20 protein-coding genes and 1 pseudogene are annotated in these 23,380 nt (G+C 57.7%); 13 read left to right on the forward strand and 8 right to left on the reverse strand.

The genetic code is table 11. The features are described 5' to 3' along the window. The first annotated feature begins 21 nt into the window (after positions 1-21). Entirely contained in the window at positions 22-1,128 is a 1,107-nt protein-coding gene (locus FB472_RS00825) for a fatty acid desaturase family protein (RefSeq protein ID WP_141989244.1), read from the forward strand. 72 nt (positions 1,129-1,200) lie between these two features. Here FB472_RS00825 and FB472_RS00830 read toward each other — a convergent pair whose 3' ends face one another. Next, on the reverse strand, positions 1,201-1,962 hold the full coding sequence (locus FB472_RS00830) for an SGNH/GDSL hydrolase family protein (protein ID WP_141989245.1): 762 nt from the start codon (positions 1,960-1,962) through the stop codon (positions 1,201-1,203). Between the two features lie 157 nt (positions 1,963-2,119). On the opposite strand from FB472_RS00830, the gene FB472_RS00835 reads away from it, so the two are divergent. From FB472_RS00835 to FB472_RS00845, 3 genes are all read left to right on the forward strand, one after another. Continuing rightward, complete coding sequence (locus FB472_RS00835) at positions 2,120-2,377, forward strand: GlsB/YeaQ/YmgE family stress response membrane protein (protein WP_141989246.1); 258 nt, start codon at positions 2,120-2,122, stop codon at positions 2,375-2,377. Positions 2,378-2,480: 103 nt separating this feature from the next. Then, the gene (gene dinB, locus FB472_RS00840) at positions 2,481-3,728 is read left to right on the forward strand and encodes a DNA polymerase IV (RefSeq protein ID WP_141989247.1); all 1,248 of its coding nucleotides are present in this window, start codon (positions 2,481-2,483) and stop codon (positions 3,726-3,728) included. An 83-nt stretch (positions 3,729-3,811) separates the two neighbouring features. Next, complete coding sequence (locus tag FB472_RS00845) at positions 3,812-5,581, forward strand: DEAD/DEAH box helicase (protein WP_141989248.1); 1,770 nt, start codon at positions 3,812-3,814, stop codon at positions 5,579-5,581. Between the two features lie 83 nt (positions 5,582-5,664). Here FB472_RS00845 and FB472_RS00850 read toward each other — a convergent pair whose 3' ends face one another. The 4 genes from FB472_RS00850 to FB472_RS00865 all read right to left on the reverse strand — a co-directional run bounded on the left by FB472_RS00850 (position 5,665) and on the right by FB472_RS00865 (position 11,782). Further along, positions 5,665-5,868 (reverse strand): cold-shock protein, encoded by a 204-nt coding sequence (locus tag FB472_RS00850; RefSeq protein WP_009772173.1) that lies wholly within the window; start codon positions 5,866-5,868, stop codon positions 5,665-5,667. A 155-nt stretch (positions 5,869-6,023) separates the two neighbouring features. Then, positions 6,024-9,467, reverse strand: a complete 3,444-nt coding sequence (locus FB472_RS00855) for an error-prone DNA polymerase (protein WP_141989249.1) — start codon at positions 9,465-9,467, stop codon at positions 6,024-6,026. A 27-nt stretch (positions 9,468-9,494) separates the two neighbouring features. Then, positions 9,495-11,069 carry a DNA polymerase Y family protein gene (locus FB472_RS00860; protein WP_246077997.1) on the reverse strand — a complete coding sequence of 525 codons (1,575 nt, stop codon included), beginning with the start codon at positions 11,067-11,069 and terminating at the stop codon, positions 9,495-9,497. Positions 11,070-11,107: 38 nt separating this feature from the next. Then, entirely contained in the window at positions 11,108-11,782 is a 675-nt protein-coding gene (locus FB472_RS00865) for a hypothetical protein (protein WP_246077998.1), read from the reverse strand. 225 nt (positions 11,783-12,007) lie between these two features. On the opposite strand from FB472_RS00865, the gene FB472_RS00870 reads away from it, so the two are divergent. The 3 genes from FB472_RS00870 (at position 12,008) to FB472_RS00880 (ending at position 14,753) form a co-directional block, all read left to right on the forward strand. Further along, a complete protein-coding gene (locus tag FB472_RS00870) occupies positions 12,008-13,030 on the forward strand; it encodes a daunorubicin resistance protein DrrA family ABC transporter ATP-binding protein (protein ID WP_035898279.1) in 1,023 nt (340 codons plus the stop codon). After that, positions 13,027-13,878: an ABC transporter permease gene (locus FB472_RS00875; protein ID WP_141989252.1), complete on the forward strand. Its 852-nt coding sequence runs from the start codon at positions 13,027-13,029 to the stop codon at positions 13,876-13,878. Before FB472_RS00870 ends, FB472_RS00875 begins: the two co-directional genes overlap by 4 nt. Positions 13,879-14,030: 152 nt before the next feature. Further along, on the forward strand, positions 14,031-14,753 hold the full coding sequence (locus FB472_RS00880) for an SGNH/GDSL hydrolase family protein (RefSeq protein ID WP_141989253.1): 723 nt from the start codon (positions 14,031-14,033) through the stop codon (positions 14,751-14,753). Here FB472_RS00880 and FB472_RS00885 read toward each other — a convergent pair whose 3' ends face one another. Then, positions 14,754-15,473: a LysR family transcriptional regulator substrate-binding protein gene (locus tag FB472_RS00885; RefSeq protein WP_141989254.1), complete on the reverse strand. Its 720-nt coding sequence runs from the start codon at positions 15,471-15,473 to the stop codon at positions 14,754-14,756. 37 nt (positions 15,474-15,510) lie between these two features. On the opposite strand from FB472_RS00885, the gene FB472_RS00890 reads away from it, so the two are divergent. The 4 genes from FB472_RS00890 (at position 15,511) to FB472_RS00905 (ending at position 19,518) form a co-directional block, all read left to right on the forward strand. Then, a complete protein-coding gene (locus FB472_RS00890; protein ID WP_215730458.1) occupies positions 15,511-15,873 on the forward strand; it encodes a DUF5997 family protein in 363 nt (120 codons plus the stop codon). Between the two features lie 352 nt (positions 15,874-16,225). Continuing rightward, on the forward strand, positions 16,226-16,825 hold the full coding sequence (locus FB472_RS00895; protein ID WP_246077999.1) for a DarT ssDNA thymidine ADP-ribosyltransferase family protein: 600 nt from the start codon (positions 16,226-16,228) through the stop codon (positions 16,823-16,825). Between the two features lie 21 nt (positions 16,826-16,846). Next, a complete protein-coding gene (locus FB472_RS00900; RefSeq protein ID WP_141989257.1) occupies positions 16,847-18,166 on the forward strand; it encodes a GNAT family N-acetyltransferase in 1,320 nt (439 codons plus the stop codon). A gap of 53 nt (positions 18,167-18,219) precedes the next feature. Next, a complete protein-coding gene (locus tag FB472_RS00905; protein WP_141989258.1) occupies positions 18,220-19,518 on the forward strand; it encodes a M18 family aminopeptidase in 1,299 nt (432 codons plus the stop codon). A gap of 20 nt (positions 19,519-19,538) precedes the next feature. Here FB472_RS00905 and FB472_RS00910 read toward each other — a convergent pair whose 3' ends face one another. Then, a complete protein-coding gene (locus FB472_RS00910) occupies positions 19,539-20,291 on the reverse strand; it encodes a ZIP family metal transporter (RefSeq protein ID WP_141989259.1) in 753 nt (250 codons plus the stop codon). 126 nt (positions 20,292-20,417) lie between these two features. After that, positions 20,418-20,879, reverse strand: a pseudogene (locus tag FB472_RS00915) (RNase H family protein); the annotation flags it as partial. Positions 20,880-21,005: 126 nt separating this feature from the next. Between FB472_RS00915 and FB472_RS00920 the strand changes: the two are divergent. After that, entirely contained in the window at positions 21,006-21,779 is a 774-nt protein-coding gene (locus tag FB472_RS00920; protein WP_141989261.1) for an ABC transporter ATP-binding protein, read from the forward strand. Further along, positions 21,761-23,332 (forward strand): transporter, encoded by a 1,572-nt coding sequence (locus tag FB472_RS00925; RefSeq protein ID WP_141989262.1) that lies wholly within the window; start codon positions 21,761-21,763, stop codon positions 23,330-23,332. The genes FB472_RS00920 and FB472_RS00925 overlap by 19 nt, the downstream gene beginning before the upstream one ends. Positions 23,333-23,380: the final 48 nt, after the last annotated feature.

Genomic DNA, 23,380 nt, shown 5'->3' on the forward strand with positions numbered 1-23,380 from the left:
ATTCAAAAGTTCTGAGGCCCCGTGAGCAGTTCCCTCTCGGCCGATTCCGCACGTGTGATCAAAACTGGTCCGCGCGGCATCGGCAATCCCATTAGTGAATTTGCTGCACTGCTGCGCACCGTTCGTGAAGCTGGCCTTCTCCGACGCAGTCGAAGTTTTTACGTCATCACCTTCGTGGCTATTACCCTCGCCATGACCGCAGCATGGTTTGGCTTCGCGTTGCTCGCGGGAACCTGGTACGTGCTGCTCATTGCCGCAGCCATGGGTGTCCTTTTTACTCAGTACGCCTTCATCACTCACGAGTTGGCTCACCGTCAGGTGTTTGATTCAAGCAAGCTCAACGACACCCTTGGCCGCATTCTGGCGGATCTCGTCGTTGGCATTAGCTACGCCTGGTGGATGAACAAGCACTCGCGTCACCACGCAAACCCCAACACCGTCGATAAAGACCCCGACATCGAAACCGACTTCATTATTTTTCAGAAGGACAAGGCAACGGGTCTTAAAGGAATCACTAAGTTCATGGCCCACCGCCAGGGCTACCTATTTTTTCCCGCTCTTCTCCTAGAGGGCTTCAACCTTCATTCGCACGCGTTCCAAGAGGTCTTCAACCCGAAGAAGAAGGTTGAGAAGCGTTCACTAGAAATCGTGCTCCTGCTGCTACGAAATGTGGGCTATCTCGCCGTTGTCTTCACGTTCTTGCCCGTAGGAATGGGATTCGCCTTCCTTGCCGTTCAGATGGGTGTCTTCGGCCTCTACATGGGTGCTTCCTTCGCTCCCAACCACAAGGGAATGCCGATGCTGCCGAAGGACTCGAAGGTCGATTACCTTCGTCGCCAGGTGCTCACGAGTCGCAACATCCGCAGCGGTCATTTCATGAACCATTTCATGGGTGGCCTCAACTACCAGATCGAGCACCACCTGTTCCCGACCATGCCGCGACCTCATTTGCGTCGTGCAGCCGAAATGGTCAAGGAATATTGCAAGACGAAGAACATCAAGTACACCGAAGTAAGTCTTTTCACGTCGTACGGCATCGTGATTCGTCACCTCAACGAAGTCGGTCTCGGCGCTGATGGCGATCCCTTCGATTGCCCAGCGGCAGGACGCGCGGGCTACGCCGGCTAACAACCGTTGGTAATCAACGCTGAAGGGCCCCCACCAGATCTGGTGGGGGCCCTTCAGCGTTTGCTGTCGTACTCAGAACCCCGGGCGTTTCGGCGAAACGTTATCACCGGATGACTGATGGCGAACTCGGCGAAGTACCCAAGGCATGAGGTGCTCACGAGCCCAGCCGATGTCTTCAACCCTCGCCTCCCGCCAGCGACGGGGCGGTAAAGGTTCGGGCCGAAAAGGTTCGAGCTCGTTGGAAACGTTCAAGGACTTCAGCACCATGCGGGCAACGGTGTGGTGGCCGATCGCCGAGAAGTGGAGGCGATCCGGTGCCCACATGCGTGAATCGGACAATTCTCGCAACGACCACATGTCAGCGACCACCGCATCGTGGCGTTGCGCAATCGCGCGGATATTTTCGTTATAGATCGCTACCTTGCCGCGCATTCGGTTAAGCACCGGTGTCATGCCGATATCAGGTCCGGTAAACAGAACAACGGTCGCATCGTCCCTGCGCAGTTCTGCCACAAGCGCCTCGACCCGGTGGGCGACCTCGTCAGGGTTCGAGCCGGGACGGATGATGTCATTGCCTCCCGCCGAGACGCTAATGAGATCGGGCCTCAGCTCCAGAGCCGGCTCAAGCTGCTCGCTGTGCACCTGGCTTAACAGCCGTCCACGGATGGCTAGGTTTGCATAAGCGAAGCCCTCTGTGGAATGACCGAGAACCTCTGCAACGCGATCCGCCCAGCCTCGGTTTCCGCCGGGGGAGTCGGGCTCGGGGTCGCCAATTCCCTCGGTAAATGAGTCACCGATCGCTACATATCGGGTCCACGGATAAAGTTCTTGCATTTGCCTAGCTTGCCTCAGATTTGCAGTCTAACCAACCCGAGCGTTTGCTGTAAGAAACCTGAATGTCTTTGACCCCTGTACGGGTTACGTGATCATATAATTAACGGTTTTCACACAGGAAACCTCTTATCAACCGTTTGGAGAACACACAACGGGAATCATTGGTTGGATTGTACTGGGACTAATCGCCGGAGCCATCGCTAAGGCAATCTTGCCTGGACGCCAAGCTGGCGGTTGGATCGCAACACTCCTCCTCGGTGTCGTTGGAGCACTTGTCGGTGGATTTATCGGAGGCGAGCTCTTCGACGTAGGCCTCAAAAACTTCTTCTCCATCGAAACCTGGTTAGTCGCAATCGGCGGCGCAGTTCTCGTCCTGTTCATCTACGGACTGGTCACACGAGGATCAAAACGATAACTCCTTTGCGGCAATAAGGGCGGCGCACTTCGGTGGGTCGCCCTTTGCTATTAACGCGGGTGCCGGCGTCTCTAACGTCGGAGGCACCTGAGACAATAAGGGCATGGGTAAACAAGACGGGCTGACGCGGTATGTTTCCGCACCAGACGTCGACGACAGTACCGCCACCATCCTGCACGTCGACATGGACGCCTTCTTCGCCTCGGTCGAACTTCTCGATCATCCTGAGCTCGTGGGCAAACCGGTAATCGTTGGCCACAATTCAACGCGCTCCGTGGTGACCGCGGCCACCTACGAAGCACGTAAGTATGGCGTGAACTCAGCCATGCCGATGGCGCTGGCACTCCGCCGTTGCCCACGAGCAATCGTGCTCGAACCCCACTTCGAGCGCTACCAGTACTTCTCGACCAGAGTATTTGAGATCTGTGATGAACTCACCCCCAAGGTTGAGCGGCTCGGCATTGATGAGGCATTTCTGGATGTCGCTGGCGCCCGCGCTATCTATGGCTCGCCCATGCAGGTGGCAACGCTTCTGCGCGCGCGGGTGCTCGCCGAGACTGGTTTGGTGTGCTCAGTGGGTGCTGCAGCATCCAAATATGTAGCCAAGGTTGCCTCGGGCCTGTCAAAGCCAGATGGGCTGCTGGTAATACCCGCTGATAAGACCACCGAATTTCTTCACCCCCTGCCGATATCGGCGCTGTGGGGAGTCGGCGGCAAAACTGCCGAAACCCTCCAACAGAGAGGTTTCTCCACGATCGCCGATATTGCCCATGCCGATCGCACCACTTTGACTCGAGCGGTGGGGGAAGCCGGGGCCGTCAAGCTTCATAATTTGGCGTGGGGCAACGACCCGCGCGAGGTTCACGAGCGTCCGGCTGAGAAAAGTATGGGGCACGAGACGACCTTCGAGTACGATGTTCTTGACTCCGACGAGATTCGCCGGGAGTTGTTAAGACTCTCAGCGAAAGTTGCGATCCGGCTGCGGGCCGCCAGCATGCTCGCTCGCACCGTGGTTCTGAAATTACGGTTCGAAGACTTCAGCACGGTGACCCGTTCACGCACACTTCCCGAGCCCACCGATCTTGGCCGCACCCTGTACGAAACTGTGCGAGCAATCTACGACGATTTTGTGGCAGAAGGTCGCCCAGTACGCCTGGTCGGGGTGCGGGGCGAACAACTCGTGGAGCCCGGCGGCACGATGATAAGTCTGTGGGACACGACCGATGGCTGGCGAGACGCCGAAGAGGCGATGGAGGCAGCGTCGGCACGCTTCGGCCGGGGCGCAATCGGTCCGGCGCGCCTGTTGGGTGCGGAACGTTCCGAGCGACCACGATTAGGACAGCGCGACTAGGTGGCGCAGCTCAGCTACGCCACCGCTACGAAACTCCGCCCCCGAACCGACACTGTCAGTGAGAAACGGTAAAGTCTTATCAAGTGAGTACTCCATTGCCTAGCCCCACCGTGGGCACGTTTGCGGCAGAACATCTCTCACCGTCGTATCCGGAGCGAGCAGCCAGAGGGACCGCCGCTAAACTGCGTGCCTGGCAGGCTGAAGCCCTCGACCTGTACTTCGAACGGGAGCCACAAGACTTTCTCGCCGCCGCTACCCCCGGTGCGGGCAAAACTACGTTCGCCCTGCGTCTCGCGGTGGAGCTTATTGCCCGACGTGTCGTCGATCGGGTAACGGTCGTCGCCCCCACCGACCACCTCAAACGACAGTGGGCCGACGCGGCAGCGCGGGTCGGACTGCGACTTAACCCAGGATTCTCGAACGGTGACGCCTGGGGAGGCCGTCGATTTAACGGCCTTGCCGTCACCTATGCGCAGGTCGCTATGAAGGCGGCTCTTCACCAAAAAATCACTGATTCGGCCCGCACGCTCGTAATTCTCGATGAAGTTCACCACGGGGGAGATTCCCTCAGTTGGGGTGACGCAATTCATCAAGCTTTCGGTCGCGCAACACGTCGGCTTTCGCTCACCGGGACCCCGTTTCGCAGCGACACCGCTCCGATACCGTTCGTCACTTACGCTCCCGACAGCGAGGGCATCCGCACCTCGGTCACTGACTACAGCTATGGCTACGGTCGCGCGCTCTCCGACGGCGTCGTTCGCCCCGTCATGTTTATGGTCTACGCGGGCAAGATGCGCTGGCGCACAAAAATGGGCGACGAAATGGAGGCGCGCCTCGGTGAGGGCGACACCAAAGACGTCACCTCACAGGCGTGGCGAACAGCACTGGACCCACAGGGCGAATGGATGCCGTCAGTACTCAGAGCTGCCGACCGTCGACTCAGCGAGGTGCGGCATTCCATCCCGGATGCCGGCGGACTCGTTATCGCCACCGATCAGCTGGCCGCCCGAGCATATGCCGCTCTCATCAAAGAAATTACGGGGGAGTCGGCAACGATCGTGCTCTCTGACGAGAAAGAATCGTCGGCGCGCATCGAGAAGTTTGCCACGGATGACAGCCGGTGGATGGTGGCCGTGCGGATGGTGTCAGAGGGTGTAGACGTTCCCCGACTCGCCGTCGGTGTGTACGCAACCTCGGCATCCACACCGCTGTATTTCGCGCAAGCAGTTGGTCGTTTTGTACGGGTGCGTCGTCGTGGTGAAACAGCCTCGATCTTTTTGCCCAGTGTGCCGTCGCTGATGCTTCTTGCCGAGAAGCTTGAACAGGAACGTGATCATGCACTTGATCGTGAGAGCGCCGAGGATGAGCTTCTGGACGACAACCTGCTCGATAGTGAGAATCGTGAAGAGAAAACCAGCGACGAACTGGCCGATGAATTCATCTGGCAGGCCCTCGAGTCAGATGCAAACTTTGATCGGGTGCTCTTTGACGGCAATGAGTTCGGCTTTGCCGCCGAAACGGGCAGCGATGAGGAACTTGATTTCATTGGCCTGCCCGGCATCTTGGAGCCCGAACAGGTGCGCGAATTGTTGTTGCAGCGCCAGAAGCGTCAGTCCCGTCGCGCTGAAGGCAGGCCGAAGGCCGACCAGCCACAGCCGCTGTACCGCACGCTTAAAGAACAGCGAACACTGCTTAATAACTTGGTAGGCCGCCGCGCAAAGCTTCAGAACGAACCACACGGGCTCATCCACGCCGAACTCCGCCGTGTGTGTGGTGGTCCCGCTGTGGCGCAGGCGACAGTAACTCAGTTGCAGACCCGTATCGACTACCTCAGCAAGAGCATGCACTCCTAACAGCGGGCACCAAAACTAGCTTCGGTTAACAAGAAAACGCCCCGGTATCGGACCGGGGCGTTTTCGTTACTGAACTATCAAGATCAGATGGGGCGGATGTTCTCCGCCTGGGGTCCCTTGGGACCCTGTGTGATGTCAAACTCAACCTTTTGGTTTTCGTCGAGCGACTTGTAGCCATTTGTTGCGATGGCTGAGTAGTGGGCGAACACATCAGGACTTCCATCCTCGGGGGCGATGAAGCCAAAGCCCTTTTCTGCGTTGAACCACTTGACGGTACCTAGTGCCATTTAAAACTCCTCCAGGAGCGTTCTTTCAGGCCCCGACAGTCGAGGCCGCATCCATGCCTTGTATAGAACATGAACGATTCCATAAGGCTATAGCAGTACAGGGCTGCATGTACCATCCATTTCGAAAAATTCACATAACGGTAATGAAATAGTTCCTACTGGAAATCACGTGAGTGAGTGCGGGGGAGCCCAGAAAACGGTTCGAAACGATCGGCGATCACGTTAATCACGCCCTCCGCAGATCTCTCCAGAATGCCTCGAACAATGAGGGCAGAGCTGTCGCGCGCAATCCGTCGGTACCTCCCCCACACGCCAACACTGCAGATTACGTTGATGAGACCGGTCTCATCCTCGATATTCAGAAAAGTGATCCCGCTGGCGGTAGCGGGGCGTTGCCGATGGGTGACCACCCCAGCAATTTCAATACGACGCCCTGACTCGGCAACAATGAGATCAGCAGCAGAGAGCACACCGCGGCTATTCAGTGCGTCTCGCAGATGAGCTATCGGATGACTCTCTGGAGAAATTCCTGTTGTCCACAGATCAGCCATCAGATCATCAACTTCGGTTGCCAACGAAAATAGCGGTGGCTGAACAACCACCATGCTGTTCGGCAAATACTCTTCACGGTCATGAGCCGCATTGCCCGCATTCCACAGTGCCTCTCGACGTGTGAGCCCCAAACTCTCGAAAGCACCTGCTGCAGCTAACGTTTCCAACTGTTTTGTGGTGAGCCCCACACGACGAACGAGGTCATTCATCGAAACGAAATCACCGGACTCGCGTTCCGCCACAATTTTCTCCGCGACCGCAGTGCCAATGCCCTTTACCTCGTCCAGACCAAGGCGCACAGCGAACGCACCATCCCTGCGGTGATCGTCAGTATCAAAATGGGCAGAACGATCAAACAGGCCCACGGGAGGTTGCTCATGATCGCGACAGTGATCGTTGCCGGTGGGGGCTGTGCTCTGAGAAAGCTGCTCAAGCCCAGCAAAAATTGCTGAACGCTGGATATCTGGACCCCGCACCTGCACGCCGTGTCGTCGGGCATCCGCCACCAGAGACTGCGGAGAATAAAACCCCATCGGTTGAGCACGCAGCAAAGCTGCAAGAAACGCCGCCGGGTAGTGCAGCCGAATCCACGCACTGGCATACACGAGCAGACCAAAGCTCAGTGCATGGCTTTCCGCAAACCCAAAACCGGCAAAAGCCTGAATGCTTTCGTAGATGCGGTCAGCATCTGTACCCACAATTCCATTGGTGGCCATTCCCGCATAGAGCTTTGACCGTAGCTTGTCGATGCGCTCAATTCCTCGCTTAGAGCCCATAGCGCGCCGGAGCAAATCGGCATCATCTGCAGAGCACCCACCCACGGCCACAGCGATCTGCATCAACTGCTCTTGAAAGATCGGCACGCCGAGTGTGCGTTCAAGGGGCTCGACCAGATTCGGGTGCAGATAGGTGATCGGCTCAGCGCCCATCTTGCGGCGCACATAGGGGTGCACGGCTCCGCCCTGGATGGGGCCGGGACGCACCAGCGCAATCTCGACCACCAAGTGGTAGAACTCGCGCGGTTGCAGGCGCGGCAGCAGCCCCATTTGGGCGCGACTTTCTACCTGAAAAACACCAACAGCATCTGCTCGACACAGTTGGTCATAGACTCCCTGCTCTTCGGCGGGGATCGTTGCGAGATCCCAGCGTTCGCCCAGCGCCACATCAACCAGATCAAAGCTGTACTGCAACGCCGAAAGCATGCCGAGGCCGAGCAGGTCAAACTTGACCAACCCCATCCACGCACAGTCATCTTTATCCCACTGCACCACCGTGCGCTTCTCTTTGCGCGCATGCTCAATCGGCACCACCTCACCCACCGGGCGCTGAGTCAGAACCATTCCGCCCGAGTGGATACCTAAGTGACGGGGAAACTTCATCACCTGTTGCGCGAGCTGCACCACAGCATCGGGGATGTCGTGGTCAATACCTGAAATCTCAGAACCCCACCGCTCCATTTGCTTCGACCACGCATCTTGCTGACCCGCGCTGTAGCCCAGTGCTTTTGCCATATCTCGCACGGCAAATCGGGGACGGTATTGAATGACGTTGGCCACCTGAGCAGCATTTTCGCGGCCGTACCGTTCAAAGACGTACTGGATGACCTCCTCGCGACGCTCCGAATCGAAATCAACATCGATATCGGGCTCTTCCTCTCGCATCGCCGAAATGAACCGTTCAAAGGGGAGCTTGTACCGAATCGGATCAACCGCTGTGATCTTGAGGAGGTAACAGACCACCGAGCTTGCCGCCGATCCGCGACCCTGGCACAAGATTCCACGGCCGCGAGCAAACGACACAATGTCGTGCACGATCAAAAAATAGCCGGCAAAACTCTTCTCCTCGATTACGTCAAGCTCCCGCTGGATGCGCGCCCGATTCACGTCAGAGAGTTCGATCGCACGGTCAGCGACTCCCGCCCACGTCAATTCACGGAGCCAACTCGCCGGTGTATGACCCGCGGGAACCTCCTGATCAGGAAGAGCTGGTTTCGCCTGTCGCAGCTCGAACGCAGCCTCCTTCGCCACGTCAACCGTCGCGGCCACTGCACCGGAATAACGCGCAAAGCGGGCAGCCATCTCAGCCCCCGACCTCAAGTGCGCTGTGCCTGCCGCGGGGAGCCAGCCATCCATCTCGTCGAGACTGCGCCGGGCACGCACGGCAGAGATAGCCGAATGCAAATGATGTTGGTGCGGTGTTGCATAGTGCGCATTAGAGGTAGCAACCACGCGTAGTCCGCGCTGGGTAGCAAGAGAGTACAGGGCATCGTTGCACGCAGAGTCAAGGGGATGGCCCTGATCAAAAAGCTCAACAATCACCGACTCGTTGCCAAAATTTTTACAGAGTTGATCGAGCGCATGGCCGGCCGCGATCATCGCTTCATGGGTGGGTGCTGAATTGGATTGTGCACCACAGAGAGCTCGACGCACTGCTCCTTTGCGGCATCCCGTGAGCACAAACCAGTGACCCCCTGCCAGCTCCGCCAAATTGTGTAGGTCGTACTGCGGGCGTCCCTTTTCTCCGCCCGCGAGCTGGGCACGCGTAATAGCCAGTGCCAGCCGGTGATATCCCTCCTCTTTACGAGCAAGCACAAGCAGGTGGTCACCCTCGGGGTCGGCGTTACCCGACTGTGGCCCGGTAAGCCCTAAAGAAAGCTCCGCCCCAAACAGAGTAGAGAGGCCTAACTCGGCAGCAGCCTCGGCCATGCGCACAATGCCGTACAACCCGTCATGGTCGGTGAGAGCCAGAGCGGTAAGCCCCAAACGAGAGGCCTCTTCTGCCAGCTTTTCTGGCATGCTCGCACCATCAAGAAAACTAAAACTTGAGTGAGCATGCAGCTCGGCATAGGGCACGACCTCATCAGCGGATGCTAACGCTGTCTCCGGGGCATTCGGAGGCTGGCTCGGTGCAACATAGGGAGCGCGTTTGCTCGACACTAGTGACCTAGCGCGACCATCACCAGCCTCACCCATGGGCGTTACCGAGCCGAAGCCCGACAGGGTGCGCTCCAACTGGTGCCATGGAATCGGCGGATTAGACCAGGCCATGACGCTCACCCGCTCGTCGAATGTCCATTAGTCGTATCTCGCTTCGGCCCACCAGCCGCCACCATCGAGCACCAGCAACCAGGCACATCCGGTGTCATCGACGGCTTGAAAACGCCACGATGTGCCGGATGACTCCGATTGCCACCAGCGTTCAGTGATGGGCCACGGCCCTGCCCATGCTGTGAGCGTGCGCGAGCGTGAATCGCTGGTTGCGAAGCGTGCCGGCGCTGCAGCAACGTGTCCGCGGTCATCCACCGAAATCGGGCTGCCATCGTGGGCGAAAACGTGCACAGCATGGCGTGATGAAAAAACTGTTCCCGGCAGGGGAGCCGGAAGTGCGCCGGGCCATGGACGCTCTGCAGAACGCTCGCCGATGCTGCGATCCCCCCACGCAGTGAGCTGCTGTCGTGACTGCAGTGTGCGCCCACCCTGCACGCTGGGAACGAGCACTGCGCCGTGCCCGAGCATGCTCTGCACTCGCGAGAGACCGTGGTGAATGCGGGGCTCAAGCCCCGACCCCCATAATCCCGTTTCGTGATTGCCAATTGCATCTACCGTTTCGGGCACAATGCGCACACGGCTGATTGCCGAGCTCAACCCTGCTTCGACCAAGTGGGAACCCTGCACTTGCCAACGGACCCGATCGACAACATCGGTGGGGGAAAATGATCGTGGATGCAACCACACCCGTTCTGCAGTCTCACCAGACTCAGAATCAAGCTCGATGCGAATCGCCGTAGCAACCAGCTGAGCACGAACCAGTGCCTCAATAAAATCATCGACTCGGCTTCGAACACCAAACGCAACCTGATCGACTCGATCTAACGCAGGCTCAAAATCGATGACCACGTCGAGATCACGCGGAGGGGTACGTGCGATAAAGGCCTGAGGATCACGACCCCTCGCTAAGGAATGTAGTCGGGCACCGAGTTCCCCGAAGCGAGTGCGCACATCGGTGTACTGCAGTTGGGAAAAATCGCCCAGAGTAGAGACGCCCAGTTTTATCAGCAGCCTCACGATCTGCGGCTCATCAAGCAAGGCGATCGGTAATGGTGCCAAAAACTCTGCAGAGCTCCCACCGGGAACGATTCGTGCATGTGCAGAGCGAGACCGCAGATTCGCACCCACCGTGCTGCGCGCAGCATGCACCGCAGTAAAAAGGGCATCAGCAATTCCCACCCGCGCATTCGGAGCAGCGATCTCGTTAACTCGATCAATGATTGTTAGGGCTGCAGCTTTTTCACCGCCGTAATATTGTGCGGCGCCACGCACTCGCACAGCGCACATTCCGGGGCGAAGAAGTTGGACACCCGGAATCAGCTCTTCTACTGCAGTAATGATCGGTTCGAATGCGCGACTATCGAGAGCAGAATCGTAAACCCGGTCAATAACTGCGGGAAATCTTGACTGAGCCTCTCGCAACCTCAACCCGCGAGTTATGCCCTCGGCTCTGGCAGAGGCGGAGGCCGCAAAAATAAGACCCTTTTCGGTGAGCACCAAGGGTGCATCATCCGATAGCTTTTCGTACTGCCTGGCGGCAACTACCGGCCAATCGGGGCACCACAGCACAAGTATGCGGGGGAGGGACTCGGGGGGAGGCAAGTGCGGTAGTGGACGCGCCCCAGAGTGCGATGCCGAGGTCACGCCGACACCCGCTGAGCCTGCACAACTATTTCGGGAAGCGCAGTTAGCTCAGGCAGTACAGTCAGCTCAGGTTTGGCTCTCTCATGATCGCCGTAGGCCCGAACATTTTCTGACGAGTCGGGCAGCCACAATCGTGCACTGCGAGGTCGGGAAGTACTCTTGCTCGTGACGATGACTGTTACCTCGCGGGCTGCCAGGTGCCCGTGACCCGCACCGATGCCATGCCATCGGCTTTCGCCCAAGGACACCATTGCCTCGCTTTGGGGCCAGGAACCCATCATGAGCAAGGTGGATTTGCGCTGCCGGAGCCGTGAAGCCAGCCTGGCCACCGCAGAATCTGATGCGCGCGCAGGCGGCCGCATGACCACCACCTCGACCACATCCGCGATCGCGGCAGTAACCGCCAGCCACTGATCACCCGGACGGGGAACCAGTACCAATCGTTCAAGGTCAACCCCGAACCGTGCAGCAGCTTCTATGCCGAACTCCGGCACCCCAATAACGGCGCACCATGATCCTGCTGCCGATGGTGGTGCGAGCAGCGCCATTAGCAACATCATGGATTTGTCGATGGAGTAAACGTTGCCCTGTTGCAAACCACCACCGGGTAAAAGCTGCCCGATAGCGGGATGGGTGGGGATCAGTTTTGCGTTCAGCGTTCGCGACTGCATTTGACTGATGCGAGATTGTAGTTCGGCTACCCGGTCGGCGGCTGCCCCAGCCTGCCTCTTCTGGGTCGAAGGCACGCTCGGTAGCGCTTCAGCGGCTGCTGAAGAGGCTTGAGTGGAGACAGGGGACACTTGTCTATATTCGAACATATGTTCGATTGTGTCAATTGCGTGTGACATCCGTCGGCGTGTCTTTGCGATGTCGCACGCATGCTTTACCTTTACCTCGTGACTTTTATCGAAACCGTGGACCTCAAGAAGACTTACACGCCCAAAGGGGCCGCTGTCGTGCATGCTCTCGATGGCCTCGATCTTGTCGTTCCTCAAGGCACCGTCACAGCCCTTCTTGGTCCCAATGGCGCAGGAAAGACGACAACGGTCAAAGTGCTCACCACCCTTGTCCGCCCCGATTCGGGCAGTGCCACAATTGATGGAATCGATGTGATCGCGTCGCCCGAGCGCATCCGACCAATGATTGGGGTGTCTGGTCAATACGCTGCTGTAGATGAAAATCTCACCGGCTTTGAAAATCTCGACATGGTTGGGCGCCTCTATCACTTGGGCGCGCGGCAGTCGCGTGAACGTGCCCGTGAACTCATCACCATCTTCGACCTCACTGAGGCGCAAAATCGTCCGGTTAAGGGTTTTTCTGGTGGTATGCGACGACGTATTGACCTCGCTGGCGCCCTGGTGATGCGACCCCCGGTTCTTTTTCTCGATGAACCCACTACTGGTCTTGATCCGCGCAGCCGCATCGGAATGTGGGAAATCATCACCACGCTGGTGGGGGAGGGCACAACAGTTCTTCTCACTACCCAGTACCTCGAAGAGGCCGACCAGCTTGCCGACAGCATCTCGGTGATCGATGACGGCAAAGTCATCGCTAAAGGCACCTCCGATGAACTCAAAGCCTCGATCGGCGGGCAGCGGGTGGAGGTGAGCCTTGTTTCTAAGGATGACTCGGCTGTCGCCCGTGAAATTCTCACGCGTTTCGGCACAACTGAACCTGCCGTGAGCCTTGACGGTCGCGGACTAACGGTTAACGCAGAAGACGCTCCCGCCGCTCTGCAGCTTATTCTCAGCGAGTTCGCTAATCGAGGTGTGCAGCTTTATGACGCCGGAATGCGCAGACCAACACTTGACGACGTGTTTTTGACACTCACGGGGCACACCGCAAGTATCGATGACGCCGAGAATAACGGCTCATCATCATCCAAGAAAACAGCATCGGCACAGAAGGCACAGCAATGACGACTTCCGTTCACGAGACGATGCGGCAGACGTCCGCACCGTCATCGTCACCATTCATGGCGTGGCTCAATGATGGCTGGATCACCACTCGCCGCAACCTCATCAAGATCAAACGGGTTCCCGATATCTTGGTGTTCACGACACTGCAGCCCATCATGTTTGTGCTGTTATTTACTTACGTTTATGCCGGGGTGATCGATATTCCTGGCAGTACCTACACCGAGTTCATCATGGCGGGCATCTTTGCGCAGACCGTTGTCTTCGGCTCCACCTATTCCGGCTCAGCAATGGCTCAAGATCTCAAAGATGGCATCATTGACCGCTTTCGCACGCTGCCGATGAGCTCATCTGCCGTGTTAGTGGGGCGCACTAACGGCGATCTTCTCATCAACTCGATTTCGATGGTCGTGATGATGACCACGGGTCTCATTGTGGGGTGGCGTATCAACTCGAGCCCACTGGAGGCTCTCGCAGCGATCGCTCTTCTTTTACTCTTCGCTTACGCACTCTCTTGGGTAATGGCCTTCATCGGTATGAGCGTGCGCAGCCCTGAAGTCATCAATAACGTTTCGTTCTTGGTTCTCTTTCCCCTGACATTTATCTCGAACGCATTCGTGCCGGCGGAAACGCTACCGGGGCCACTGCGAGTTTTTGCCGAACTCAACCCGGTCTCCGCTCTCGTTCAAGCTGCTCGCGAGCTTTTTGGTAACGCCCCGGCCGGGTCGGCGCAGTCAGAAGTCTGGTCACAGCAGCATCCGGTGCTTACGGTGCTCATCGGAATCGTCCTGATTCTTGCGATTTTTGTTCCGCTGGCAGTGCGAAAATTTGCGAGCATCAGCACGCGGTAGAAACAAGAGGGCAGTACTTGTGCTGATTTCTTTTATGGAAAAGCGATGATCGCGGTGTTATAATCCGCAGTTAGGGCGACCCTCCCGCGGGGTTCCCTCGTCGTACTACACCGGGCGACGCCTCCGATATTGCCCGAAACGGAGTTCGAGAGATGTTCGCCGCCCTTGGACATGTCGTCATGAAGCCGTTCATGCTTCTGTGGCTATACACGTCTCCACGTTCGTGGCGGGGGCTTCCCATTCCGGAGTCAGGATCTCCCATTGTCGTTGGTGGACCCGACCCGTTGAAAGTTCTTGTGTCTGGGTCAGGCATCGTTGTCGGGTACGGGGTTGCTTCGAATGCTCTCGCACTTGGTGGCTCGCTTGCTCGCTCGATCGCGAGTCTCACCGGTCGTGGCGTTGAGGTCGCCACCCTTGCCTGTCCACGCATGACCACCACAATGGCGAAGTCTCGATTGACGCCTGAAGCTCTGAAGGGACTGGATGCGGTGGTGCTGTCCCTGGGGACCTTTGACCTGCTCTGCTTCCTACCCTCTCGAAGGTGGGGGCGCGGAATGAGCGAACTCGTTGATTCTGTGCTCGCAAACGCTGAGCCGAACACTCAACTCTTTATCGTCAACTGCACGGCGCCTAAAATGTCTCATTTCATCGGAGCCTATCGGCACCATCTCTTGAGGCTGACGACTGCGTACAACGGCGAGATTGAGAAGCTGACACACCGACAAGACCGTGTTCACCAAATTCACTTTGCGCCACAACCACAAGACGCAGAGGCGGTACAGGGGCGGGAAAGTTATCGCGTGTGGGCGGAACAAATCGCGCCCGATATTGCGCAAGGACTACAAGGGCGCCCCCACCCTCGCGGCGACGTTTAGTTACTTCCCACGTTTCTGTGACTGGCGTTTGCCCGCACGCGCTGGGCGTCGCACTTTTCCCTGCGAGGTTTTACCGAGCGGTGCAGTTCGCTCCTGTCGGGTTTTCTTCTTTCCGATTGCCTTAGCGGGAGCGGCTTCTGTCACGGTGAGCCCTGACTCTCCGCCGGTTGCCGTACCCCGGGAACTCCGGGCTGTACGCCCACGAACAATGCCAATGAATTCTTCGACGTGGGGATCCACCGATCCATCGCGCCACGTAAGAGCGACCTGCCATTCTGGGCCACCATCCACCAACTCTGCTGTAACGTCTCGGCGCATGAGCGCCCGTGCTACCGATTGCGGCATTACCGCCACCCCAACATTCGCCGCAACAAGTTCGGTCGCTTCCCGCCAGTCGCCTGCAAGGGTGTTCTCATCGTTTAGCTGCGCAATCGACACCGAGTCGCTTCTCTCAAGAGCGTGCCCTTTGGGGAGAACTACCACTGCCCGTTCTGTATAGAGGGGAATTGCGGCAAGCGGTCGATTACTGTCTAGATCGCGATCGATGGGGAGTCGGATGAGCGCCGCATCCGCGGCACCACTGCGCAGCATAGTGAGCGCTTCCTCTTGCTCGCACGCGACAAGGTTGAGCGGGACATCGACGAGGCGTTCATTCCACACCCGCGCCCATTTTCCCGGCGTCGCGCCGAGAACAAAGGCGACAGTGAATGAGGAAGGCATGTGTTCAGGTTAGTCTTGGGTCGTGCCAGTTCAGACCATGAAGCCCGCGACAGCAGCCAAGAAACTTGGTATTTACCTTCCAGCAACCCCCCAGGATTTTCGTGATTCTGAAATCAGTCGGGAGGAACTAGCAACCCTGTTGGAGTCTCAGCCTGAATGGTTGGCACAGCTTCGACGTGAAGGCCCGCATCCTCGACAGGTCGTGGCACAAAAACTGGGAGTCTCCACTTCAGGGTTGGCGCGTGCAGGAGCGCCTGACGTGATGACTACCGCAGAGATCAAATCTTTGCTTGTTGAGATGCCTCAGTGGCTTGTTGCAGAACGTTCGGTACACGCCGCAGTCAATGAAGAAAACGCACGAATCAAATCGGAGCGCGCCACGAAAGCAGCCGGTAAGTAGCGCCAGATTCTCTGGCGCCGTTGAAGATGATAAACGCGCACGTGAGACCGCGGCCGCGCGTAGATGCAACGTTGAGCGTGTATTAGACCCGTCCACCTGCGCTGTGGCCTCGAGTGAAGGTGCCAGCATTGGGCAGTACAGCGTCAATAATTGCCGTACCTTGGATACGGGGGTCATTTCTGAACTCCGAAGAGAGGACCCAATGAGTGGCACTGAGTGCATCCACGGTTTCGACGGTCAATTATGCGATTCCTGTTTCCCTAAGGCTGCCCCTGCCAAGCCACTAACACGTGCTACGTCCACGTCGCGTGCGAAGCGTGTTCCTGGAGCGCCACGAGCGTCAGCTAACAAAGTGCCGGTACTGGCCGACCAGCGGGTTTATCACGTCACGCACATCAGTAATCTCGAGAACATCCTGCGCACAGGTCAGCTCGTAGCGGCAGCCCAGATTGAGACTCCGATCTTGGATGTCAGTTCACCCCTTACTCGGGAGCTTCGCGGAACCGCGTCGCTCAGCACGGGGGAGGCAGTCGATCGCTACGTGCCTTTCAGCCTTGTTCCCGAATCGAATGCCTGGCGTGAACTTCGTGATGGCGCAGTCACGCCCCGATGGTCAGATGCTGCGCGCACTGCTTCGGCGACAGATTTTGTGTTCTTGGTCACGACTATTCGAGCACTCGGGGACAACGCCGTTCTTGCCGACGGCGACGCGGCAGCAAGTCTCACCAGGTTCGCCGAAGACGATGACACTAAGACGCGCATGTTGGGAAACCTGCGCGCTGACGAACTCACCGACGATGCCGAGGTTCTGATCCACGGATCATTCGCGTTCGACGAAGTTCAACTCGTCGGTGTCGCAAGCGACCGATCGCGGGATCGCGTGAAACGATTGCTCGATGCAGCCTCGTTTCCAACGAAAGTGGCAGTCTATCCGCCATGGTTCATTCAGTAGAGTTCGCGGTAACGTTGGTGCATGACGAACGATTTCGCTCAGCACCCGGTCGATGAGACATCGGCGGCATCTCTCGCTAAAAATAGATTGCACTATGGGCTAGTTGACGTTTCTAACCGGGCGGCTTTCGCCAACTGGCTTCAGGCGGATTCTCGTGGTTTTCACGGTCCGACACTGTCGAACGAGCAGGTCGATTCGAACTTTGCCGGAGTAACGTATCGGCGCACGGTTGGTGTGTGGGACGAAAGCTTGACGGCACCAAACATCCCCGTAGCAACAACCAGCTCATGGGCGGAGCAGTTGACGGTTCCCGGCGGTCTCAGTATCGACGCGTGGGCAATTAGCTCCGTCACGGTCTCTCCCACTCACCGGCGTCGAGGTATCGCGCGTTCCCTCCTTGAGGGTGAGTTGCGTTCGGCCGCAGACATGGGGCTACCGATGGCAATACTCACGGTTTCCGAATCAACAATTTATGCCCGTTTTGGTTTTGGCCCTGCTGTATTCGCCTCCGACCTCTCAATCGATACACAGCGCGCGACTTTCTTATCCTCTGAACGTGTTGGCACGGTTCAACATGTTTCGGCCGATGAATTCATCGATCAGGCTCCCGAAATCTTTGAACGCATCCGCAGGTTTACCCCGGGACAGATAAAAGTTTGGTCGATGCGATGGGACCAGATTTCGGGGTTGGTGCCCGGCGACGAGGAGTACACGAAGAAGACCCGCATCGTCAGGTACGACGATGACAATGGCACACCTCGTGGTTTTGTGGTCTACCGAGTGACTGGTGGAGGAATCGATCTAACAAATCATAAGCTGACAGTCGATTACCTTCTCGCGGAAAATGCTGACGCCTACACAGCCCTCTGGCGCTATGTGCTCGAAGTGGATCTGGTGCGAGAAGTCAGGGCAGAACTTCGCTCTGTTGATGAACCACTTTTGTGGCAGTTGTCGGACAGGCGCGCCGTAACCGCCACCCCGGTCGATCATCTGTGGCTGCGTATTCTCGATGTCCCTGTTGCTCTTAGCGCGCGACACTATTCAGGTTCTGCCGTGATCGGTTTTGCGGTCACTGACGGCTTGGGATTTGCTCAGGGCAATTTTCTGTTGGAGACGGACAAAGCAGGGTTACCCCATGTCACTAGCATCGATGATTTTCCTGCAGAAGCAGCGGTGGTGGAGCTCTCGGTTAGCGCGCTGAGTTCTCTCTACCTCGGGGGAGTGACCGTAAGTTCTCTTGTGGCCTCCGGTCAGGTCCGAGAAAACACTGCCAACGCCGCCGTCACTCTTGAACGAGTTTTCCATTCACCAACTACCCCGTGGCTGAGTGTGTGGTTCTAACAAGAACAGACTCGGTCGGTTTGGTGCTCACCGAACAGTGCGAGAATTGAGCTATGACTGCCGCTCTCAACCACGTTCATGATCTTGCCCACTTTGTTACCGCATCCCCATCATCGTTCCATGCGGTGGAGGAGGCAGCACGCCGACTTCGCAGTGCTGGATTTAACGAATTGCAGGAAGCTGACGATTGGAACGGCGCTCGAACCCGCAAGGCAGCAAAGTACTTCGTTATTCGGGACGGCGCGATTGCAGCGTGGATCCAGCCAACAAAAGCAACGGCAACGACGGCGTTCCGCATTTTGGGTGCGCATACCGATTCCCCGAGCTTCAAGCTCAAACCAAAGCCGACCACGGGCAGCGAAGGGATGTTGCAGGCCGGCGTAGAAGTGTACGGTGGCCCACTGCTTAATTCTTGGCTCGATCGCGAGCTTGAGCTGGCAGGACGAATCGCCTTCAGCGATGGCACTACAGCGCTAGTTCGCACAGGTCCGTTGTTGCGCTTTCCGCAACTCGCAGTGCATCTCGACCGCAAGGTCAACGATGGGTTGACGCTCAAACGTCAGATGCATATGAACCCGGTTCTTGGCCTGGGTGAGGCAGGCGATGCAGATCTGCTTCAGCACCTGGCATCGTTATTATCTTCCGACTCAGTGAAACGCGCTGCTGCAGACGTTGACGGCTACGACATCGTCGTTGCCGATACTGCCGCACCTGCGGTGTTCGGACTGGACGAGAAGCTGTTTGCTTCTGGCAGGCTCGATAACCTGTCGTCGGTTCATGCCGGACTTGTCGCCCTCATCGGTCTGACGACCAAGCTTGACCACATTCCAGTATTCGTAGCTTTCGATCATGAAGAAGTGGGGTCGGCGACGCGCTCCGGTGCGGCCGGGCCCTTTTTGGCTGATCTTCTTGCACGCATTGGTGCTGGTCTCGGAGGATCCGATACTGATCGGATGCGGGCAGTCGCCGAGTCGTGGTGCCTTTCGTCTGATGCAGGTCATGCTGCGCATCCGAATTATCCAGACCGACACGACCCTGCGAATAGGCCTTGGCTAGGCGGCGGACCACTGCTCAAAATCAATGCCAACCAACGCTACGCAACCGACGGTGTGGGCGCCGCCGAGTGGGCTCGAGCCTGTCGCCAAGCGGGTGTTGAGTACCAAGAGTTTGTCTCCAACAACGACATGCCCTGTGGCTCGACGATTGGTCCCATCACCGCAACACGTCTGGGCATCCGCACTATCGATGTTGGTTTGCCACTGCTATCGATGCATTCCGCGCGTGAACTGTGCGGGGTAGCCGACCCGATTGCACTCAGCAGTGCAATCGCCGCATTCTTTTCGCCAGCGTAGAGCATCTCTCAGGCTGAAGACTATGCGAGCTCGTGAAGCGCGAACGCAGTCAAAAAACCCACGGTAACAATCAACCCAGTGATCGTTCGATCGCGTGCAAACGCTTCAGGAATCATCGTGTTCGACAGCATTGCAAGAATTGCTCCGGCGGCGATCGTGGTGACAAAAGCCACGGCAGGCCCACTCGCACTTGTTAGGGCGACAGTGCCGATCATCGCTGCAATACCGCTCGCGATCGCGATGCCACCCCAGACAGCGAATACGTATCGAGCCGAGCGGCCCGATTGCTTCATCCCCGCCGTAGCGGAGAGCCCTTCGGGAAGATTCGAGAGTCCGAAAGCGACGAGAAGTGGCATGCTCACGCCCCCCGTGGCTACGACGCTGAGACCAAGCACCAAAGACTCAGGGATACCATCGAATAGCGCGCCAATTGCAATCGCTGTTCCGCTCCCCTGCTTCTCCTCTTCAGAAGATTGCACTGCTGTCGAGCGCTTGCGGTGCTGTGCGCCATATCGCGCAAGAACGGCGTCTGCGATGACATAAAGTATGGCCCCGGCAAGGCAGCCTGCGATGGTCGCCAGAACACCGCCACCATCATTGGCTTCTTGCACGAGCTCATAGGCGAGCGTTGACAGCAGCACCCCGGCTCCGAATGCCATGATTCCGGCAGTAACGGATGCGGGGACTCTCACAAACCACGAGACCAGTGCCCCGACAACGAGCATGCTCCCCGATGCGAACGCAGCACCACCGGCAAGAAGAAAGTCGGGCATTTTTCAGTCCTTTCGGCAGCGGTGAGCCAGATCGGCTAGTGAAAAGCGGAACTAGAACAGGGGAGTGGCTCCATCGGCTGCTCCATTTAAGTGTGTCGCACCACGGCTGACATCACCGACAGATCCGCCGGGATAGCCCGGCCCTGCCGGACAAACGCGACCTCGCTGAAAAGCTTCCGCTGCAGCGCGCGCACGGACGTCTGCCGCTTCGTTGAGAGGATGACCGACGTGGCCTCGTACCCACTCGAATCGATAGTGTCTCCCGATGGTCGCCTCGTCGATCTGCCTCAGGAGATCGACATTCATCACTGGCTTGCCGTCACCCTTACGCCACCCTTTTCTTTTCCAGCCCGGCATCCACTTGGTCACAGAATTGATCACGTATTGGCTGTCGCACAAAATAAGCAGGTCTTCGTCACTGTGTGCCGTGGATCGAAACAGCTGAAGTACCGCCATGAGCTCGCCCTGATTGTTTGTGGCATGGTCCCATCCACCTGCAGCCCAGGTGTCTTCATCGATGTACCAGGCCCAACCCGCGGGACCAGGATTTCCCAATGCAGACCCGTCAGCAGCGGCAATAATCGTCATGTCAACCCTTCGGTGGTGCGTGCATAGCGCCTGATGCATGATGCACTTCGACTCTAGTAGCTGCCAGTCATCACAAATTCTGACGACCTGCACTCACTGAGCACAAATCGGTTTTAGGCTGGGACTGTGCCAAATATCAAAGTTTCATCCCCCGCCCTCGAAATCAGTGGACTCACCAAACGGTTCGGCGAGAAACTTGCCGTCAACTCCGTTGACCTCGTTGTTCCGAGCGGTTCGTTTTTCGGCCTTGTGGGCCCGAATGGGGCAGGAAAGACCACAACATTGTCCATGGCAACGGGCCTCCTTCGACCCGACGCTGGGACCGTTTCGGTTCACGGCCTCGATGTCTGGACGAATCTCGTCGAATCTAAGAGACATATCGGCGTATTGAGCGACGGGGTGCGACTGTTTGACCGGCTCACCGGGCTGCAACTGGTCACCTATGCTGGCTTACTGAGCGGTATGGAACGGTCGGTGGTTGCAGAACGTGCCGCCGATCTTCTCGATTTATTTGATCTTGAGGCCGCCAGCGGAACACTGGTTGTCGACTATTCGGCCGGAATGACAAAGAAAATTGCGCTTGCTTGTGCTCTCATCCACGCGCCTCAAGTGCTCGTACTCGACGAACCCTTTGAGTCGGTTGATCCGGTTTCGGGCGCAAACATCCGTAACATCTTGCACGGGTTCGTTGAGTCCGGTGGAACAGTGATCGTCTCGAGTCATGCGATGGATCTCGTGCAACGCATGTGCGACCACGTCGCCGTCATCGCGGACGGACGTGTTCTGGCATCCGGGACTACCGACGACGTACGGGGAGATTCAAGTCTCGAAGACCGCTTTGTCGAGCTGGTCGGTGGACGACGTCACGGAAAGGGCCCAGAATGGTTGCGCATCTCGTAAGGTTGCGTTTTAGGCTCCTCATCAACGGACTCACGCGAAGTCCTTGGCAGGCAGTCGCCGTGATTCTGGGTGTCTTCTACGCGCTAATTCTTCTCGTTTTGGTTATCGCAGGGCTCTTCAGCATTAGTTTTATCCCCACCGAAGTTGGTCGGAGCATAAGCGTCCTCGGGGGTGCTGTGCTCGTGCTCGGGTGGACAGTGTTGCCGTTGCTCAGTTCGGGCGTTGACGAGACTGTCGAACCCTCCAAACTTGCCACGTTCCCCATCCCCATCAACACCCTCGTTCTCGCTCTCGGCGTCAGCGGGCTTCTCGGTGTTCCCGGTGTTGTAACAACGCTCATCGCCATCGCTACCGGTCTCGTGTGGTGGCAAACTCCGCTAATCGCCGTCGTTGCTATTGCGTGTGGCGCGGTAGGAGCAGCTACCTGCATCGTTGGTTCCCGGATGCTGGCAGCACTGACAGCGCGGGTCTCCAGCGGTCGTCGTGCGCGTGAAGCGAAAACCGTGCTCGTGATAATCCCGCTGGTCCTGTTGGGGCCAGCAATTTTGGGAGTCTCTTCCCTATTCCGTGAATTCTCTGACCTGTTCCCGACAGTCGCGGGGGTAGTGGCATGGACTCCTCTAGGAGCCATTTGGGCCGTCCCCGGTGATCTCGCTCTCGGGAACCCCGGCCACGCGGCGCTGCACGCCCTCATTGGGCTTGCGACACTCGCCATCTCAGTATTGGTTTGGCGTTGGGCTCTAGATCGCGCGCTTGAACGACCCGGCCGCACGACCTCAGCCGGTGGGTCTCACCGTGGCCTCGGATGGTTCACAGTCTTCCCCGGCACTCCGAGTGGTGCTGTGGCGGCACGCGCACTCACCTACTGGGCTCGGGACCCGCGCTACACCCAATCGTTGATCAGTATCCCCCTAGTGCCGGCGCTGGTTTTTTTCTACAGTGGTGCCAGCGGAGACCTCACCGGGTTGCTCTTTGTCGGCCCGATCGTCGCGGTGCTCCTCGGAATGTCGATCTACACGGACGTTTCCTATGACAACACTGCCTTTACTTTGCATCTGCAGACAGGTGTCAGCGGCCGAGATGATCGTTGGGGGAGAGTGTTAGCGTTATCAGTTTTTGCTCTACCAACTACGATCATTCTGACCGTGGCCAGTATCTGGGTGAGCGACAGTTGGGAGCGCCTCGCCGGGCTCTTAGGGATTTCTCTTGGGCTACTGTTGACAGGTTTTGCGCTCTCGTCTCTGATTTCGGGACGCTTCGCTTTCTCAGTGCCCGCACCCGGCGACAATCCGTTCAAGTCACGGCCGGGCGGAGGGTTTACCCTGATGCTGTCGATGGTCGCATCCTGGTCGGCACTCGCCATTTTGGCTCTGCCGGAGATGGTTCTAGCCCTGCTCAGCTTTGCCACCGACCAACCCATACTCGGCTGGTTGGCGCTGGTCATCGGGGCAGGGAAGGGCGCGGGATTATTGGCCATTGGTGTGCACTGGGGCGGAAAAATTCTTGATGACCATGGCGCCGAATTGCTTGTTCAGCTTCAGCGACAGAAGTAGCAATTCGCGCCCTGACACTGTGCACAGCTAAACGGGGTAGCGTCGCAA

It is taken from the genome of Rhodoglobus vestalii, assembly GCF_006788895.1.
GTDB lineage: Bacteria > Actinomycetota > Actinomycetes > Actinomycetales > Microbacteriaceae > Rhodoglobus > Rhodoglobus vestalii.

What these genes read in the sequence shown, in the direction of transcription:
- FB472_RS00880 (WP_141989253.1), top strand. Translation starts at nt 14,031, where the DNA reads ATGTTCGCCGCCCTTGGACATGTCGTCATGAAGCCGTTCATGCTTCTG.
- FB472_RS00905 (WP_141989258.1), top strand. Translation starts at nt 18,220, where the DNA reads ATGACTGCCGCTCTCAACCACGTTCATGATCTTGCCCACTTTGTTACC.
- FB472_RS00855 (WP_141989249.1), bottom strand. Translation starts at nt 9,467, where the DNA reads ATGGCCTGGTCTAATCCGCCGATTCCATGGCACCAGTTGGAGCGCACC.
- FB472_RS00910 (WP_141989259.1), bottom strand. Translation starts at nt 20,291, where the DNA reads ATGCCCGACTTTCTTCTTGCCGGTGGTGCTGCGTTCGCATCGGGGAGC.
- FB472_RS00900 (WP_141989257.1), top strand. Translation starts at nt 16,847, where the DNA reads ATGACGAACGATTTCGCTCAGCACCCGGTCGATGAGACATCGGCGGCA.
- FB472_RS00865 (WP_246077998.1), bottom strand. Translation starts at nt 11,782, where the DNA reads ATGCAGTCGCGAACGCTGAACGCAAAACTGATCCCCACCCATCCCGCT.
- FB472_RS00890 (WP_215730458.1), top strand. Translation starts at nt 15,511, where the DNA reads ATGAAGCCCGCGACAGCAGCCAAGAAACTTGGTATTTACCTTCCAGCA.
- FB472_RS00875 (WP_141989252.1), top strand. Translation starts at nt 13,027, where the DNA reads ATGACGACTTCCGTTCACGAGACGATGCGGCAGACGTCCGCACCGTCA.
- FB472_RS00850 (WP_009772173.1), bottom strand. Translation starts at nt 5,868, where the DNA reads ATGGCACTAGGTACCGTCAAGTGGTTCAACGCAGAAAAGGGCTTTGGC.
- FB472_RS00925 (WP_141989262.1), top strand. Translation starts at nt 21,761, where the DNA reads ATGGTTGCGCATCTCGTAAGGTTGCGTTTTAGGCTCCTCATCAACGGA.
- dinB (WP_141989247.1), top strand. Translation starts at nt 2,481, where the DNA reads ATGGGTAAACAAGACGGGCTGACGCGGTATGTTTCCGCACCAGACGTC.
- FB472_RS00885 (WP_141989254.1), bottom strand. Translation starts at nt 15,473, where the DNA reads ATGCCTTCCTCATTCACTGTCGCCTTTGTTCTCGGCGCGACGCCGGGA.
- FB472_RS00830 (WP_141989245.1), bottom strand. Translation starts at nt 1,962, where the DNA reads ATGCAAGAACTTTATCCGTGGACCCGATATGTAGCGATCGGTGACTCA.